This window comes from Mesorhizobium sp. B2-1-8 (assembly GCF_006442545.2).
Lineage (GTDB): Bacteria > Pseudomonadota > Alphaproteobacteria > Rhizobiales > Rhizobiaceae > Mesorhizobium.
The window spans coordinates 2,460,367-2,477,316 of record NZ_CP083952.1; the positions used below are offsets into that span (position 1 = coordinate 2,460,367).

Consider the following 16,950-nt stretch of genomic DNA (forward strand, 5'->3'; position numbering starts at 1 on the left):
ACCGTCTCCTGTGACAACAGACCCTTATTCGGCCGCCATTGCTGCTGGCACTTCCGGTTGCTCCGTCGAATCCTCACGGAGCTCATCCGTGGTCGGTTTGATCCGGAACCACGCGACATAGAGCGCAGGGAGGAACAGCAGGATCAGCACCGTGCCGGCCGCCGTGCCGCCGATCAGCGTGTAGGCCATCGATCCCCAGAAGACCGAGTGCGTCAGCGGGATGAAGGCCAGCACGGCGGCAAGTGCGGTCAGGATCACCGGCCTCGTGCGTTGCACCGTGGCCTCGATGACCGCGTGATAGTCGTCAAGACCGGCGGCACGGTTCTCCTTGATCTGTTCGGTCAGGATCAGCGTGTTGCGCATCAGGATGCCCGCCAGGCCTATCAGGCCCAGGATGGCGTTGAACCCGAAGGGCTGGTTGAAGGCCAGCAACATCGGTACGACGCCAACGAGGCCGAGAGGTGCCGTCAGCATGACCATCGCCATCGTCGAGAAGGATCGCACCTGCAGTATGATGACGATCAGCATGGCGGCGAGCATGGCCGGAAAGACCTTGCCCAGCGCGGTGTTGGCCTTGGCCGCCTCTTCGATCGATCCACCGATTTCGATGCGATAGCCGGCAGGCAGGGATTTAATCAGCGGCTGAAGGGCCGTCATGATCTCCTTGGAAACTTCTGGAGGCTGGGTCGCCTCGTTGATGTCCGAGCGGATCGTGATGACTGGCGTGCGATCACGCCGCTTCAGGATCGGCTCTTCCAGACGGATTTCCGAGTGGCCGATCTGGTCGAGCGGGATCTGGCGGCCGTCCCGGCTCATCAGCGAGAAATCCGCCAGACGCGATGGATCCAGTCGCTCGCCGCCGGCGCTGCGTGCCACGATGGGGACATTGCGGATGTCTTCGCGGACCTGCGTGACCGGGATGCCGGTGAGGAGGAACTGGAGTTGCTGGGCCACCTCCGCCGGGGACAGGCCGATGAGGTTCAGTCGATCCTGATCCGGTATGAAGCGCAGTACCGGCGTGCGATTGCCCCAGTCGCGACTGGCCTGCCGCACGTCCGGCACGCCGCGCATGACGTCGAGGGCTTTCTCAGAGATGGCGTACAATTGCGCGGGATCAGGTCCCATGACCCGGAACTCGACCGGGAATGGCGTGTAGGGTCCGAACACGAGTTGCGTGACGCGGACGTTCGCTTCGGGGGCAAGCCCTGTCGCAACCGCTTCACGGAGCCGGCGCTTCAAGGCCTCGCGCGCCGCCGCGTCCGGTGTCAGCACGACGATTTTGGCGAAGGCGGGATCCGGCAGTTCCGGCGCCATGGCAAAGAAGAAGCGGGGAGCGCCCTGACCGACATAGCTCGTCACGATCTTGGCCTCCGGCTGGCCGCCAAGCCAGTGTTCCAGCTTCTCGACCGTGGCGGTCGTCGTCTCGATGCTGGTGCCTTCCGGCAGGCGAACCTCGACCAGCACTTCAGGGCGATCGGACGTGGGGAAGAACTGCTGCTTGAGACCGCTCATGCCGACAACCGAAAGCGCGAAGACGAGGCCGACGGCAGCGCAGGTCACAAACTTGTGGCGCACGGCAAAGGTGATGAGCCGGCGAAGGCGCCGATAGTTCGGTGTATCGTATATGGCGTGGACGCCGCCTTCGACCGGTTTGATCGCGGGCAGCATCTTGACGCCCATATACGGGGTGAAGACCACAGCGACGACCCAGGAGACGATGAGGGCGAACCCCACGACCCAGAAGATATTTCCGGCATATTCGCCGGCCGTCGAGCGCGCGAAGCCCACCGGTAGGAACCCGGCGATCGTCACCAGCGTGCCCGACAGCATCGGCGCCGCGGTATGGCTCCAGGCATAGGCCGCCGCCTTGATGCGGTCCATGCCCTCTTCCATTTTCACCACCATCACCTCGATGGCGATGATGGCGTCGTCCACGAGAAGACCGAGCGCCAGGATGAGTGCGCCGAGCGTGATGCGGTCGAAGAACCGGCCGGTTTCCAGCATGATGAGGAACACGACCGCAAGCGTCAGAGGAACGGCGGCCGCCACGACGATGCCGACGCGCCAACCCATGCTGATCAGGGCGATCAGCAGCACCACGCCGAGCGCCATCGCGAATTTGAGCATGAACTCGTTCACCGACGAGCCGATGTTCACGGCCTGATCGCTGACCTTGGCCAGCGTCATGCCGAGAGGCAGCGTTTGTGCAATCGCCGCCGATCTCTCCTCCAGCGCCTTGCCGAGTTCAAGACCATTCCAGCCCTCCTGCATCACCGCCGCGAGCATGATGGTCGGCTCGCCCTGGTGACGGATGACGTAGGTGGCAGGATCCTCGTAGCCGCGCCGCACCTCGGCGATGTCGGAGAGCTTCAACGTCCGTCCCGCGGCGACGATCGGCGTGTCGGCGATCGTCTGGACACTGTCATAAGCGCCATTGACCCTGATGAAGACCTGCGGCCCTTGGGTATCGATCGAGCCCGCCGGTGTGACGGTGTTCTGGCGCTGCAAGGCGGCAACGATATCCTGCGCCGACACGCCGAGGGTTGCCAGCTTGGCATAGGAAAACTCGACGAATATCTGCTCGGGACGTTCGCCGAGGATGTTGATCTTCTTGACGCCAGGCACATGCAGAAGGTCCTGGCGAATGGTCTCGGCTTGCCTGGCGAGTTCCCGCATGGGCAAGCCCTTCGCCTCGAGGGCGTAAAGAGCGAAACTCACATCGGAATATTCGTCGTTGACGAAAGGGCCGAGCACGCCGGGCGGCAGATTGCGGGCTTCATCGCCGAGTTTCTTGCGGGCCTGGTAGAACTCCTCCTGCACGCTGGATGGCGGTGTGCTGTCCTTCAGCGTGACCGTCAAATACGCATAGCCTGGCCGTGTTGTCGTTTCGACCCGGTCGTACCAGGTCAGTTCCTGAAGTCGCTTCTCCAACGGTTCGGCGACGAGGTCCTGCATCTCGCGCGCCGTCGCGCCCGGCCATACCGTCGTGACCGTCAGCGTCTTGATGGTGAAGTTGGGATCCTCTGCCCGTCCAAGCATGAGGAAGGCGTAGGCGCCGGCGGCGACGAGCAGAATAATGAAGAAAAGGGTGACGGCTCGCTCGCGAACGGCGATCGCGGAAAAATTGAGGGTCATCAGTTGCTCCTGCCTTCAGAGACAGTCCTGACGCGAGCGCCTTCCTGCAGGAGATGAGCGCCGAGCGAAACAATCGAATCACCAGAGCTCAGCCCGGAGATCACGGCGGTTTCACTGGTTACACGAACAAGCTTGACGGGCCGAAAGTGTACGGTCGAGGTTGCGCCGTCCAAGCTCCAAACGCCGGTCTTCTGGCCATCATCCAGCACGGCTCCGAGCGGCACCTGGACTTCCGTTTGACTTGCCTGGCTTGCAAGCCGGATGGTCACCGTCGCGCCAAGCGGTGCCGCAGCCGCCTCACCGTCGAGCACATAACGGGCCTCATAGGTGCGAGTCTGGGGATCGGCGGCGTCCGACAACTGCCGAAGATGCGCCGTAAAATGCCGCCCATCGGTTCCATACAAGCCTGCCTCGGCTACCGATCCGATCGCCGGCCGGATCGTTTCTGGAAGCGCGACCACCGCCTCGCGTGGGCCGGCGTTCGCGATCCGAACCACGGTCTGTCCCGCAGTGACAACCTGTCCCGGCTCGCCAAGCGTTTCGACGACCGTCCCATCCGCGTTCGCGTCCAAGACGGAATAGGCGGCCTCGTTCTCCGCGACCTTCGCTTCCGCTTCCGCGGCGGCAAGCTGTGCGGTCGCGGTATCAAGTGCTGCCTTCGCCTGCTCGTAACGCTGCGGGGTTGCTGCCAACTCCTTCTTGACCAGAACGGCATAGCGCTTTTCGTCCGCACTGGTCTGAACCAGGACAGCGCGTGCCGCGGCGACAGCGTTGCGCTTGGCGGCGAGCGCAAGGGCCAAATCGGTATCATCGATCCGCAGCAGCGGTTGGCCCGCCTTGACCTGTTCGCCGACATTTACAAGGCGCTCGATGATCTTGCCGGGTACACGAAAACCAAGATTGCTCTGTACCCGCGCGGCAATTGTACCCGTGAAGCCGCGTTCGGATCCCGTCACCTCCACTGGCGTCACCAGTCTGACGATCGGTGGTTCCAGCCTCGGGTCGCCCGCTGCGGAAGCTGCCTGCGTGCGAATGGAAAGTGTGACGAATGCCGCCATTCCTAATCCCGCGACCAAAATGCTCCCCAGCCCAATAACGTGTTTCTTTTTCATGCCCGTCGCCTCCTGTTAAAATAGATTGCATTCACACTCTATAATGATATAGATTTCGAACGCAATCTAAAAAAGGAGATGACGATGCGCGTAAGTCGCAGTCAGGCCGAGCAGAACCGGCAAACCGTGATCGATGTGGCAAGCCGGCTTTTTCGAGAGCACGGCTTCGATGGCATTGGGCTGAAGGATCTGATGAAGGGTGCCGGGCTGACCCAAGGCGCCTTCTACAAGCAGTTCGAATCCAAGGACGACTTGGCAGCGCAGGCATCGAGACGAGCGATGGAACACGCGACCCGCAGATGGTCGGCTGTTGCTGCCGGAAGCCCTGATCCCCTTGAAGCCGTTATCGGCCTCTACCTTTCGCTGGGACATCGCGAAGAGAAGAGCGACGGTTGTCCATTGGTTGCGCTTGGTTCGGACGCGGCGCGTCAAAGCGAGGAAGTGAGGAGCCCCTTCCAGGATGGGATCGCAGCTCACCTCGAGGTTCTCGACGAATTGATGCCGGCGGCGGAAGGTCCAAAAACCCATCGCAAGGCCATGGCGATGCTATCGCTCATGGTGGGGGCCGTGACGCTCTCCCGTATCCTTGGGGATGAAGAGATGTCGCAGCGTTTTCTCGATGTCGCCGCCGGCGAAGTCAGGCGAATAGCGGCCGCGCAGGAATAGAGGCGGTGATCGCGATCGAGCGTCAGCACGGCGCCGTCGCGCGAACGGATCAAACAGAAGCCGGAGTAGACATGCGTCGTATCGTCATTACAGGCATGGGAGCAATCAGCCCCCTCGGGGCCAACGTGGCGACCTCCTGGTCGCGGCTCCTGGCAGGTCGTTCGGGCATTCGGAGCCTGCCGGATGAAATGGTGGGAGACCTGCCGGCGAAGGTCGGCGGAATGGTCCCCACCCTGCGGGACGACCCCGAAGCCGGCTTCGATCCAGACACCGTCCTGGTTCCGAAGGAACAGCGCAGGGTGGACCGCTTCATTGTCTTCGCACTGGCGGCGGCGGAAGAGGCGCTGGCCCAGGCGAGGTGGAAGCCGGTCTCGGACGATGACAGGGCCCGCACCGCGACGATCATCGCTTCGGGTATCGGAGGATTTCCCGCGATAACCGAGGCCGTGCGAACCGTCGACCAGCGCGGTGTTCGGCGTCTCTCGCCGTTCACTGTGCCATCTTTCCTGGTGAACATGGCGGCGGGACAAATTTCGATCCGATACGGGTTCAAGGGTCCGCTCGGCGCTCCGGTGACGGCGTGCGCGGCCGGTATCCAGGCGATAGGCGATGCGGCGCGTCTCATCCGCGCCAATGAGGCCGACATCGCGGTCTGCGGCGGAACGGAAGCCTGCATGAATACGGTCAGCCTCGGCGGCTTTGCCGCGGCACGCTCTCTTTCGACCTCTTTCAATCACCGCCCCGATCAGGCGTCCCGCCCCTTCGACATGCTGCGTGACGGCTTCGTCATGGGCGAAGGAGCCGGCATCCTGGTCATCGAGGCCTTGAGCCACGCGCTTGCGCGGGGCGCCAAACCGCTGGCCGAACTCGTCGGCTACGGCACGACGGCGGACGCTTATCACATCACGTCCGGTCCCGAGGATGGCGACGGGGCTCGCCGGGCGATGGAGATCGCGATTGCCCAAGCCGGTATTTCGGCACGGGAGGTCCGCCACCTCAATGCGCACGCCACGTCAACGCCAGTCGGCGACCTGGGGGAAATCGCGGCGATCAAGAGGGTTTTCGGGACAGATTTCGCCATAGCCGTCAGCGGAACGAAGTCGGCGACCGGACACCTGCTCGGCGCCGCCGGCGGGCTTGGGGCCATCTTCACGGTGCTGGCTCTCCGGGACCAGGTCGCACCGCCGACGCTCAATCTGAGCGCTCCCGATCCGGCGGGCGACGGGATCGATTTCGTCGCAAACCACGCCCGGCCAATGGAGATGGACTACGCGATCTCCAATGGCTTCGGCTTTGGCGGCGTGAACGCCAGTGCGTTGTTCCGGCGCTGGACGGACAGACCCGCCGGCGCGGGCGCCGGAAGGGCCGGTTATTGAGCCGCTGACCGGTCCTGAGCCGACCAGCGGGCCATATTTTCGAAACGCAAACCCAGCTTGAAGAAGGAGCTTCCATGAACAAGACCAATCCCGGCGTCGCCCTGGTGACCGGGGCATCCTCCGGCATCGGGCACGCAACGGCCAAAGCCCTGCTGGACGCGGGCTTTCGCGTGTTCGGAACCAGCCGTCGCGCGGCGGGCGAGAGATCCGACGGCGTCACCATGCTGACCTGCGACGTGACCGATGACGCGTCCGTGGCGAAGCTGGTCGACGACGTGCTGGCCAAGGCCGGACGTATCGACCTGCTCGTCAACAATGCCGGAATGGGTCTGTTTGGCGGCGCGGAGGAGTCCTCGATCGCCCAGGCCAAGGCGCTGTTCGATGTGAACGTCTTCGGCGTGTTGCGCGTGACCAATGCGGTGTTGCCGGCAATGCGACGCCAGGGAAAGGGCAGGATCGTCAATTTGAGTTCGGTACAAGGGTTCATCCCGGCTCCCTATTTCGCGCTTTATGCGTCGACCAAACATGCCATCGAGGGCTATTCCGAATCACTCGACCACGAACTGCGTCCGTTCGGCATTCGCGTTGCGTTGGTCGAGCCTGCCTATACCCGCACGGCGTTCGAGGAGAATCTCGCCGCTCCCGATCAGGTGCTGGATCTCTATGACTCCGCGCGCGCCGGTATGACCATGGCCGTGCGGAAATCGATGGAAAAAGGCGATGCGCCCGAAGCGATAGCCAAGGTCGTTTTGGCGGCTGCGATCGATGCCACTCCGAAGAGGCGCTATACGGCGGGAAAAGTGGCGCGCCAGGTCAGTTTCCTGCGCCGTTTCGTTCCCGCATCCGCATTCGACAAGAGCCTGAGAAAGCAGCTCGGGCTACCGGTCTGACGGTGTTGGTTTTACTCGCGAAAGGACATCGAATGAAGATCGCAATCATCGGGGCTGGAAACATCGGCGCCACATTGGCGCGAAAGCTCGCCGCCAGCGGACATGAGGTCAAGCTCGCCAATTCAAAGGGACCGGACACCATTCGCGATCTCGCCCAGGACGTTGGCGCTGCCGCTGTGACGAAGGAGGAAGCGGTGCGAAACGTCGCGGTGATCGTTCTTTCGATCCCGTTCGCGAACTATTCGGATCTCACCAACCTGTTCGATGACGTACCGACCGATGTCGTCGTGATCGACACCTCCAACTACTATCCGTTGCGCGACGGCCATATCGCCGAGGTCGATGCCGGAAAGTCCGAGGCCGTTTGGGTTCGTGAGCAGATCGCTCGTCCCGTGGTCAAAGCCTGGAATGCCATTCTGGCGGCGACGCTGTCCGACAAAGGACTGCCGGCCGGAGCATCCGGACGTATCGCCATTCCGGTCGCCGGTGACGATTCCCAGGCTAAGGCCACGGCTATGGAATTGGTAGAAGCCACGGGCTTTGAGGCGCTGGACTCAGGGAGCCTTGTCGATTCCTGGCGTCAGCAGCCCGGCACTCCCGCCTATTGCACCGAGCTGACGAGGGACCAGCTGAAGGCGGCACTGCAATCGGCCGACAAGTCCCGCGCTCCCGGCAATCGTGATGCGTTGATCAAGGAGTTCATGGCAGCCGGCGACAAGCTGACACACGACCAAATCGTCGCCCGCAACAGGGCAGCGACTGCGTGATCACATTCGCCTCGTGAAGAATGAAGCACTTCAGGCGCGCGACAGTCCGTCTATCACTGCCATGAGAACGGCGCGGTAGTCCTCGGCTGATGCACCGGCCTCGATGGCGAGCGCCGCGCGGTCGAAAGCCGAGCCGAGCAGGGCGGTCAGCGCTTCCGGCGGCAGCCTTTTCATCGACTGCGTCCGCATCGACGCGACCAGGCCCTCGCGCAGTGAGCGGTTGCCGTGGCGGTTGTCGATCGCATCCATGGCGGCGCGGCCGAGCACGGCCGGGCCATCGAGCAGCAACAGCCGCGTGCGGCCGGGCACGCGCATGGCGGCGAGATAGGCATCCGAACCGGCAATCAGCGCATCGCGGGCACCGAGCGAAGGCGGGGAGGCGCGGTCGATCTCCCGGGCCACCGTCGCCGCTTCCTGTTCGACGACGGCGGCGAAAAGCGCCTGCTTGTCGGCAAAGTGGTGGTAGAGCGCGCCACGCGTGACGCCGGCGGCGGCGACGATCTCCGGCGTGCCGGTCTCGGCATAGGACTTCTCCGTAAACAGTTTCCGCGCCGCCGCGATCAGGTCGGCGCGTGTCGCCTCGGTGCGGTCGCGGTTCGAGCGGCGGCCGGTTTCCTGTTGCATACATGCAGCCTGTATGTTAATTCAATTTACATGCAGACTGTATGTTAACTGGCGGAAGAAGGAAAGATGAAGACGACGAGCTACTACCCGGTGCTGATGACCGGCGATGTCGCCGGCACGGCGGCATTTTACGTCAGGCATTTCGGCTTCCAGCCGCTGTTTACGAGCGACTGGTACGTGCATCTGCAATCGGTGGACAATCGCAGGGTTAATCTCGGCATCGTCCAGGGCGACCACGAGACGATCCCCGAGGAGGGGCGGGGGCGGACCTCGGGCCTGCTGATCAATTTCGAGGTCCGCGATCCCGATGCGGTCTATGAGCGGATACTTGCTGCTGGCCTGCCGATCCTGCGCACGCTGCGCGACGAGCCCTTCGGCCAGCGCCACTTCATCACCAGGGATCCCAACGGAGTGCTGATCGACGTCATCAAGCCGATCCCGCCCAGCGAGGAGTTTTTGGCGCAGTATGCGGAAGGCGCGGCGGAGGTGTGAGCGGCAGCCTCAACCAGCCCTTGCCACCGGCGTCACCGCCACCTGGCTGACACCGGTGCGGCGGACCACCGTGCACAGCGTCTCGCGGCCGATGCGCTCGGCGTCGAGCATGCGCACGAGATCGTCGACGCCGGTCACCGGGCGCCCGTCAATGGCGGCGATGATGTCGCCTTCCTTGAGACCGGCCTTGGCCGCCGGTCCATCCTTCTCGACGCTGCGCAGCCGCACGGCCGTGCTGGTCGACACCTGCGACAACAGCGCTGCGCGGCGCGGCAGGTTTACGGTGTCGGCGGAGATGCCTATGAAGGCGCGGCGCACGCGGCCGAAGCGGATGATCTCCGAAATGACGAAGTTCGCGGTGTTGGAAGCGACGGCGAAGGCGATGCCTTGCGCGCCGTGGATCATGGCCGTGTTGACGCCGATCACTTCGCCCGCCGACGACACCAGCGGTCCACCGGAATTGCCGGGGTTGAGCGCGGCGTCGGTCTGGACGACGCGTCGATCAGCCTGCCGGTGGAAGCGCGCATCGACCGGCCGAGTGCCGAGACGACGCCTGACGTGACGGTCCATTCGAAGCCCAGAGGATTGCCGATGGCAATCGCGATCTGGCCGCGCCGCAGCCGCTTGGAATCGCCGAGCGGCGCCACATCGGCGAAGCTGCCGTCGGCGCGCACCAGGGCGATGTCGGTGTCGGGGTCGCGGCCGAGCACGCGGCCCTCGCTGGAGGCGCCGTCGGGCATCGACACGCGCACCGTCCTGGCGTCACCCACGACATGGAAATTGGTGACGACCAGCCCGTCCGGCGCGATGACGAAGCCCGAGCCATGGCCGCCCGGGCCGCCGATGCGCTCGATGCGGCAGACGGCCGGGCCGATGCGGTCGACCGCATCCGCGACAGTCGTCGAATAGGCGTCGAGCAGCGTACCGTCGAGAAGTGTGTCGTCGGATTCGAATTTCTGGGCGGCGAGGGCCATGAGCGGGCTCCGTGTTCAGACACAACGATGCGTTTCCTGCATGCGTGTCGTTGTCCCAAAACCGGTGAGCACTTTTGCGCGACACGCACTATATGTGCGGAGCGGTCCGAACCGCCGCGACCTGACCAGATGGCCAGTCGAACCCGTAACTAGCCGTCAGGCGAGTACCTGCAGGCGCGCGGCCGAGCGATATCTGGGACATGCAAGAAACCCAGGAGACCCTTATGAGCGACTTCAATCTGAGCGCGTTTTCAGACGCCATCGCCGATCTGGCCGCGAAAGCGGCCCCCGCGACGGCGAGTTTCGCCACCCATCACCACCGCACGGCCAGTGCCTTCCATTGGCGCGACGGCTATTTCGTCACCGCCGAGGAAGCCGTCGAGGCCGGCGAGGAGATCGAACTGACGCTGGCCTCCGGCGAAACGGTTAAGGCCGAACTCACCGGCCGCGATCCTTCGACGGGCGTCGCCCTGCTGAAGCCGGCCGATGCGGCCACCGCGCCTGTCCTTGCCAAGGCCGATGCCGTTCGGCCGGGCAACATCGCCATTGCCATCGGCAACAGCCAGGGGTCAGCACTGGCTGTGTCCGGCTCGGTCGGCGAAGTCGGGCCGGCCTGGCGCTCGATGCGCGGCGGCACCATAGACCGGCGCATCAACCTTGCCGTCGGCGCCGGTGGCCGCTTCGAGGGCGGCCCGGTGCTCGACGCCAAGGGCGCGCTGATCGGCATGCTGTTGTTCGGGCCGCGCGGCCGCGCGCTGGTCATGCCCCACGAAACGATCGAACGCGCGGTGGCGACGCTGCGTGAAAAGGGCCATGTCGCACGCGGCTATCTCGGCGCCGGCCTGCATCCGGTGCGCGACCGCGACGCGCATGGCGCAATGGTGATGAGCCTCGACGACAATGGCCCGGCCAAGGCCGCCGGCCTCTCGCTCGGCGACATCATCGTGGCGTGGAACGGCGAGGTAGTGCATGGTCCGCGCGACCTTATCCGCCGGCTCGGACCCGATAGTGCCGGTGCTTCGGTGACGTTGGGTGTCGTTCGCGGCGGCGAACAGCGCGACGTCGTGCTGACCATCGGCGAAAAACCACTGAGCTGAGAGGAATGATGGAAACACTCGCCAGTGAGCGGATCGGGACCGACAATGCGGCTTCACGGCGGCTGGTGGTGCTGATTGCGCTTGGCGATGCCGGGCGCGCCGAGCGCCTGGCCGCCTCGCTTGCCGCCAGCGACGACCTGTTGCCGGTGGTGGTTGGCGCCGGCAGGGCCGACGTCGCGATCGTCGACGACAGGAGCGGTGACGCCGTGCCCGCCTCGGTGCCACGAGTGCTGCTCTCGGCGCGCGCCAGCGGCGACCGGCCTGCCGGCGAGGTGTCTGCCGTCATGCCCGCAGGCGCGGACGACCTGCTGATCGCCGCGGCGGCGCGGTTGGCCGCCGCTGGCTACAGCATATCGGGCAATGGCCGCGCGCCCGGACATCGTGAGGATTTCCATGCCGGCGATGGCGCGCCGTTCGAGGATGAAGCTCTGGACGAGCACGCCTCCCGGCCAGCGCTGTCCCCGCGCGAGGCGGAAGTGCTGGCGCTGCTCGCCGAAGGCGCCCCCAACAAGGTCATCGCGCGGCGGCTCAACATCTCCGTGCATACGGCGAAATTCCATGTCGCCGCGATCCTGATCAAGCTCGGCGCCGCCAATCGCACGGATGCCATCGCCATTGCTATGCGACAGGGGCTGGTGCTGGTCTAGCAATCCAAGTTCTGAGAGGTTGGCGGCGCGACGCTGTGGGCGAAGTATGCATTATCTGGTCGGGATTCCGAACTCGTCGTAACCGAGTATCTCGTCTTCCGTCATTGGATTGTCGCGCTCTGGTATCCGACCTGCGCGATCTGAAATTTCCGTGAGCTTTATGATCAGATCAGATTCGTTCGGCCAAGAGGTCACGCTGTAGAGAGCAATTTCGCTTTCGAGACTTTGCCGGATCGCTTCGGTCACCGATATGCCGCGGCTGCGGGCAAGCTCACGCGCCAGCTCTTCCACTTCCCTGTTTTTGATCGACAAAGCCATTTGATCGTCTGCCCTTGTGCTCTGAATATATGCCAAATCTGTTCTAGTGGCACATCCCTGCCATTGGCGTGACGCGGAACCCTCCGTAGCGTCACCATGGCTTGGAGTTGCAAGCCCTTGTATCCGGGTTCGCCACGAGCAAGGATCGCGTCGACGAAACGGCAGGCAGGCGGAGGAAAAATGTCGCTCAAGGGTAAGACGCTGTTCATCTCCGGCGGGTCGCGCGGCATCGGGCTGGCGATCGCGCTGCGCGCCGCGCGCGACGGCGCCAACGTGACGATCGCGGCCAAGACCGCCGAGCCGCATCCCAAGCTGCCGGGCACGATCTACAGCGCGGCGCAAGAGATCGAGCAGGCGGGCGGAAAGGCGCTGCCGGTGCTGTGCGACATCCGCGAGGAAGCGCAGGTGGCCGAGGCGGTCGCCAGGACCGTCGAAAGATTTGGCGGCATCGATATCTGCGTCAACAATGCCAGCGCCATCCAACTCACCGGCACGCTGGAAACCGACATGAAGCGCTACGACCTGATGCATCAGATCAACACGCGCGGCACCTTCCTCGTTTCCAAAATGTGCATCCCGCACCTGAAGTTGGCTAAAAACCCTCACATCCTGAATCTGGCGCCGCCGCTCGACATGAAGGCCAAATGGTTCAAGAACCACGTCGCCTACACCATGGCCAAGTTCGGCATGTCGATGTGCACGCTCGGCATGAGCGCGGAATTCGCTGGGGACGGCATCGCCGTCAATTCGCTGTGGCCGATCTCGACCATCGACACGGCGGCGGTGCGCAATCTCCTGGGTGGGGCGACGGTGGCGGCGATGAGCCGGTCGCCCGAGATCATGGCCGATGCCGCGCATGCGATCTTCATGCGGCCGTCGCGTGAGGCGACAGGGAATTTCTACATCGACGAGGAGGTGCTGCGCGCCGAAGGCGTCAGCGATTTCTCTATCTCTGCGCCTGACGCGACGGGACCGTTGGCGGGAGATTTCTTTGTGCCCGACGAGGTGTTTGCCAATTCCGACACGAACGTCAAAAGCATCTATTAGCGGACGTCACCCCCGAAGCAAAAAACCCCGCCGGAGAGGGCCGGCGGGGCTCAATGCGTCCCGCTGGAGTCGGGACGGGGCAGGGAACGCCCAGACAGGAATCTGGGGTGCGAAGCCTGTCGATTCAATGAGCCGGCCCTTGGGCTGTACGAATCTTATTGGCCCAGGCCGTACTGTCCGTAGTCCATCCCACCCCGGTTGACCGGGATGGGACCTTGTTGCCGACCTGATTCCAGAAATCACTGTAAGTCGCTGGAAACGCGGGTCAGTCGTTGCTCGCCACCGGCGCCACCAGCGAGGTGATGCGACGGATGGCGACACGCCGGTTCTCGCGGTTGGGCGCCGAGGTGTCGACCTTCAGGTACTCCTCGCCATAGCCCTGTGTCGTCAGGTTCTCCGGAGGGATGCCGAAGGCATTGGTCAGCGCCTCCGCAACCGCTTCGGCACGGCGGTCCGACAAAGCAAGGTTCGCCTCCGGAGTGCCGACGGCGTCTGTATGGCCCTCGATCAGGAAGGTCTCCGCCGGGTTCTTCTTCAACAGCTTCTCCATGGCGTCGGCGACACCCTGGAGCTTCTGCACCTCGGTGTCGGAGATCGAAGAGGAGCCGAATTCGAAGTTCAGCGTGTCGAGGTCGATGCGCCGTGCAATGTCACGCACGCGGGCCGAACGTTTGACCTCGTTGATCGAATAGAGGCGCTGCACCTTCTCCACCGGCGGCTGTTCGAGGAAGGTATAGTAGTCGTCGGGGCTTTCGACATTCTCGGAATCGAGGATGTAATCACGGCGCGGAATGGTCAGCCGCATCGGCGGCAGGTCATCGCCGGGATCGCGCCAGTCATTTTCGTCCTGGTAGCTGCGCTCGTCGACATAGCTCAGCACATATTCGCGACCGTCGGGCGCGATGCGCGACCGCTGCAGGATGTCGCCGTAGCGGTTGCGGATGGTGACGATCCGGAAGCCATTGTCGCGCTCGACCGTCTCGCGTGTGCGGCCCTGCGGCAGGTCCTCGTAGTAGACATCCTTGGCGCCGCGGGTCAGGCGCGGGCGGTCATTGCTCTGGACGAACGTCTGATCGTTGAGCTGGATGATGACGCGGTCGCCGATCTCCTTGAGCACGTCGACGCCCTTTGGCCGGCGGCGGTCACGGATATTCTCGTCAGGCGCGCGCTCGAGCCGCTTGCCCTTCTCCTCCGTCACAGGAACGATCTTTTCGGGCTTGATCGCCTCCTGGGCGGCCCTATCGTCGGTTGGAGGCGGACCCTGATCCACCGGCGCCACTACCGGCTTGCGGCCCTGGTCACCGCCCTGCTGGGCATTCTGCCCACCATTTTGCTGCCCACCATTCTGCTCTTCACTATTCTGGTTGGCGGGGGTCCGGCCGCCCTGGGCATTCTCACCGCGACCCTTGCGCCTGGCATCCTTCTGGCTGTCGAGGATGGGTGCGGCGTTCTTGTCGGCGGGTGCTTCGCCCTGAACCGGGTTTTCGCCCTGGACAGGCGCGGCTTTCCCATTGGTAGCGGGCTGCTGTCCGGTCGCCGGCTGTTCGCCGGTGGCGGGCTGTCTGCCGGTCTGCGGCTGTTCGCCGTTAGCGGGCTGCTCACCGGTCGTAGGCTGTTCGCCAGCCGGTTTCCTGCCGTGCTTCTTCGTCTTATCCTGCTCGCCCTGGGCGGGAGGCTGCTCGCCGGCCGGGGCCGGTTCAACCTTCGGCGTCGCTTCGCCGGCAGGAGCCTGCTTCGGCGTCGGGGTGGTCTCCGGCACGGCGGCAGGCGCCTCTTTCTGCTGATCCTGCTTGGGTTTCCTGCCGGGCTTGCTCGGCTGGTTGTCATTGGCAGGAGCCGCCTCGCCGGCCGGGGCCTGCCCGGTCTGCTGCTGCTGGTCGCGTTTCTTCTTGCGCGGCTGCTGCTCGCCGGTGGCGGGCGCGGCCTCGGCGGCCGGGGCCTGCTCGGTCTGCTGCTGCTGCTGGTCACGCTTCTTCTTGCGCGGCTGCTGCTGGTCCGTGGCGGGTGCGGCCTCGGCGGCCGGAGCCTGCTGGGTCTGCTGCTGCTGGTCGCGTTTCTTCCTGCGCGGCTGCTGCTCGTCCGTGGCGGGCGCGGCCTCGGCGGCCGGAGCCTGCTGGGTCTGCTGCTGCTGGTCGCGCTTCTTCCTGCGAGGCTGTTGTTCCTCGACCGCAGGGGCCGGCTGCTGGGCGGCCGGGGCGGACTCCGTCTGCTGTTGCTGGTCGCGCTTCTTCTTGCGCGGCTGTTGGTCCTCGGTTGCGGGAGCGGCCTGCGCCGCCGGTGCCTGGTCGGTCTGCTGCTGCTCACGCTTCTTGCGCTGGGGCTTCTGCTCGCCCTGCTTCTGTGCGCAGGCTTCGGCTGATTCGCCCTCGGCGCAGGCCGCCTGGGCCAGGATCAAAGGCACAGCGCCGCGTTGCATGGGGCCGAACGCGGCTGTCCCCTGAAGCGGGGACGCGCCTAACGGCGCGGATGCCATCAACAGGCCAAGGGCTGTGCCTGCCAGAATCCGTGGTTGGCGTTTCATCGAAATTCTCCTTGTGGGGTCCCATCCTTGCCGAAACCGCTTTTTACGAAATTGGTTCCAGCGGCCCATCGTTAGGGGCCGTACGGGGCTATTGGCCGGCCTTTTGAAGGCAAATTCGTGTCATTCGGCCGAGTTATCGCGCCATTCTGGCTGTCGCCACGCTTGACCTTGGCGGCGGCTGGGGCCACATGCCGGAAATGGAAACGCCGTTCTGGAAAACCAAGACGCTGGAAGCGATGACCCTCACGGAGTGGGAATCGCTCTGCGACGGCTGCGGCAAGTGCTGCCTGTCGAAGCTCGAGGACGAGGACACCGGTGAAATCTACTGGACCAGTGTCGGCTGCCGGCTGTTCGACGCCGAGAGCTGCCGCTGTGCCGACTATGCCAACCGGCTGGCGCGCGTTCCCGATTGCGTCGGCCTGACGCCGCAGAATGTGCGCACGATCAGCTGGCTGCCCAGCACCTGCGCCTACCGGCTGGTGGCCGAGGGCCGCGACCTTTACTGGTGGCACCGGTTGATCTCGGGCAGCGCGGAGACCGTGCACGAGGCCGGCATCTCGATGCGCGGCCGGGTCAAGGCGAGCGAGACCGAGCTGGCCGAGCCGGAAGACTATTTTGACTATATGCTCGACGACGAGCCTTGACCCGCGCGGATGTCGAGAACCCGGCGAGGGGGCAGGGCGTTTGGCGCGAATATCGTTCAATGCGGCAAGGGATTTGGGCCGGCAAGGGATTTGGGCCGGCAAGGGATTTGCAAACGGCCAGCGCCTCGCCCGCCGGCGCCACATGAACTGCAGATGAACGGCGAGTTCGTAAATAGTTCAGACAGGCCAGTGCATTCTCCCTCCATCGATTTCACGAGGACGGGCGCAAGCCCGCAACAAGGAGAGAGAACCATGTACACCACCATCAAGACGGCAGCGCTTTCTGCTCTGGTCGGCCTCGGCACGCTGGCGGCCATTCCCGCCCATGCCGACAGCCTCTATCTTGGTTTCGGCAACAACAACGATCCGCGCTTCGGCGTCTATGCCGGCGACGACGGCTATCGCCACCGCCGGGATGAGCGCCGCGACGACTGGCGCCGCGGCTGCTCGCCGGACCGCGCCCTCGACAAGGCCGAGCGCATGGGGCTGCACCGTGCCCGCATCGTCGATGCCAATCGCCGCGTGGTCAAGGTGATGGGCCGTCAGTACGGCGACCGTGTCGTCATCGTGTTCGCCAACGAGCGTGGTTGCCCGATCATCAACCGCTGAACGGGCGCAGCTCGAAAGAACCCCGCGGGAG

Annotated in this window: 15 protein-coding genes and 1 pseudogene; 10 read left to right on the plus strand and 6 right to left on the minus strand. The window is 64.4% G+C overall.

The annotated features are described in order from the left end of the window. Positions 1 to 24: 24 nt before the first annotated feature. Both FJ970_RS12010 and FJ970_RS12015 read right to left on the minus strand, forming a co-directional pair. Positions 25 to 3,135, minus strand: coding sequence for an efflux RND transporter permease subunit (locus FJ970_RS12010; RefSeq protein ID WP_140761249.1), 3,111 nt, complete (start codon positions 3,133 to 3,135; stop codon positions 25 to 27). Beyond that, positions 3,135 to 4,247, minus strand: coding sequence for an efflux RND transporter periplasmic adaptor subunit (locus FJ970_RS12015; protein ID WP_140761251.1), 1,113 nt, complete (start codon positions 4,245 to 4,247; stop codon positions 3,135 to 3,137). The genes FJ970_RS12010 and FJ970_RS12015 overlap by 1 nt, the downstream gene beginning before the upstream one ends. Before the next feature lie 84 nt (positions 4,248 to 4,331). Here FJ970_RS12015 and FJ970_RS12020 point away from each other — a divergent pair, with 84 nt between their 5' ends. The 4 genes from FJ970_RS12020 (at position 4,332) to FJ970_RS12035 (ending at position 7,946) form a co-directional block, all read left to right on the plus strand. Beyond that, positions 4,332 to 4,913 (plus strand): TetR family transcriptional regulator, encoded by a 582-nt coding sequence (locus tag FJ970_RS12020; protein WP_140761313.1) that lies wholly within the window; start codon positions 4,332 to 4,334, stop codon positions 4,911 to 4,913. A gap of 71 nt (positions 4,914 to 4,984) precedes the next feature. Continuing rightward, a complete protein-coding gene (gene fabF / locus FJ970_RS12025; protein ID WP_140761316.1) occupies positions 4,985 to 6,289 on the plus strand; it encodes a beta-ketoacyl-ACP synthase II in 1,305 nt (434 codons plus the stop codon). 74 nt (positions 6,290 to 6,363) lie between these two features. Beyond that, positions 6,364 to 7,179: an oxidoreductase gene (locus tag FJ970_RS12030; protein ID WP_140761254.1), complete on the plus strand. Its 816-nt coding sequence runs from the start codon at positions 6,364 to 6,366 to the stop codon at positions 7,177 to 7,179. A 32-nt stretch (positions 7,180 to 7,211) separates the two neighbouring features. Next, positions 7,212 to 7,946 (plus strand): NADPH-dependent F420 reductase, encoded by a 735-nt coding sequence (locus FJ970_RS12035; protein WP_140761256.1) that lies wholly within the window; start codon positions 7,212 to 7,214, stop codon positions 7,944 to 7,946. A gap of 30 nt (positions 7,947 to 7,976) precedes the next feature. Here the strand turns inward: FJ970_RS12035 and FJ970_RS12040 are convergent, their stop codons facing one another. Further along, positions 7,977 to 8,570 carry a TetR/AcrR family transcriptional regulator gene (locus tag FJ970_RS12040; protein ID WP_140761259.1) on the minus strand — a complete coding sequence of 198 codons (594 nt, stop codon included), beginning with the start codon at positions 8,568 to 8,570 and terminating at the stop codon, positions 7,977 to 7,979. 66 nt (positions 8,571 to 8,636) lie between these two features. Here FJ970_RS12040 and FJ970_RS12045 point away from each other — a divergent pair, with 66 nt between their 5' ends. Then, positions 8,637 to 9,062, plus strand: coding sequence for a VOC family protein (locus tag FJ970_RS12045; RefSeq protein WP_140761262.1), 426 nt, complete (start codon positions 8,637 to 8,639; stop codon positions 9,060 to 9,062). Between the two features lie 9 nt (positions 9,063 to 9,071). Here the strand turns inward: FJ970_RS12045 and FJ970_RS12050 are convergent. Further along, positions 9,072 to 10,036: pseudogene (locus FJ970_RS12050) on the minus strand (S1C family serine protease). Positions 10,037 to 10,260: 224 nt separating this feature from the next. Here FJ970_RS12050 and FJ970_RS12055 point away from each other — a divergent pair. Further along, positions 10,261 to 11,133 (plus strand): S1C family serine protease, encoded by an 873-nt coding sequence (locus FJ970_RS12055; protein ID WP_140761265.1) that lies wholly within the window; start codon positions 10,261 to 10,263, stop codon positions 11,131 to 11,133. Positions 11,134 to 11,141: 8 nt separating this feature from the next. Next, the gene (locus FJ970_RS12060) at positions 11,142 to 11,780 is read left to right on the plus strand and encodes a helix-turn-helix transcriptional regulator (protein WP_140761319.1); all 639 of its coding nucleotides are present in this window, start codon (positions 11,142 to 11,144) and stop codon (positions 11,778 to 11,780) included. 51 nt (positions 11,781 to 11,831) lie between these two features. Here the strand turns inward: FJ970_RS12060 and FJ970_RS12065 are convergent, their stop codons facing one another. Beyond that, on the minus strand, positions 11,832 to 12,098 hold the full coding sequence (locus tag FJ970_RS12065) for a type II toxin-antitoxin system VapB family antitoxin (protein ID WP_140761268.1): 267 nt from the start codon (positions 12,096 to 12,098) through the stop codon (positions 11,832 to 11,834). A 180-nt stretch (positions 12,099 to 12,278) separates the two neighbouring features. Between FJ970_RS12065 and FJ970_RS12070 the strand changes: the two genes are divergently transcribed. Further along, on the plus strand, positions 12,279 to 13,145 hold the full coding sequence (locus tag FJ970_RS12070) for an SDR family oxidoreductase (RefSeq protein ID WP_140761271.1): 867 nt from the start codon (positions 12,279 to 12,281) through the stop codon (positions 13,143 to 13,145). Positions 13,146 to 13,410: 265 nt separating this feature from the next. Here the strand turns inward: FJ970_RS12070 and FJ970_RS12075 are convergent, their stop codons facing one another. Continuing rightward, a complete protein-coding gene (locus FJ970_RS12075; protein ID WP_227792094.1) occupies positions 13,411 to 15,666 on the minus strand; it encodes an OmpA family protein in 2,256 nt (751 codons plus the stop codon). 197 nt (positions 15,667 to 15,863) lie between these two features. Here FJ970_RS12075 and FJ970_RS12080 point away from each other — a divergent pair, with 197 nt between their 5' ends. Next, complete coding sequence (locus FJ970_RS12080; RefSeq protein ID WP_140761321.1) at positions 15,864 to 16,310, plus strand: YcgN family cysteine cluster protein; 447 nt, start codon at positions 15,864 to 15,866, stop codon at positions 16,308 to 16,310. A 252-nt stretch (positions 16,311 to 16,562) separates the two neighbouring features. After that, entirely contained in the window at positions 16,563 to 16,919 is a 357-nt protein-coding gene (locus tag FJ970_RS12085; RefSeq protein ID WP_140761277.1) for a hypothetical protein, read from the plus strand. Positions 16,920 to 16,950: the final 31 nt, after the last annotated feature.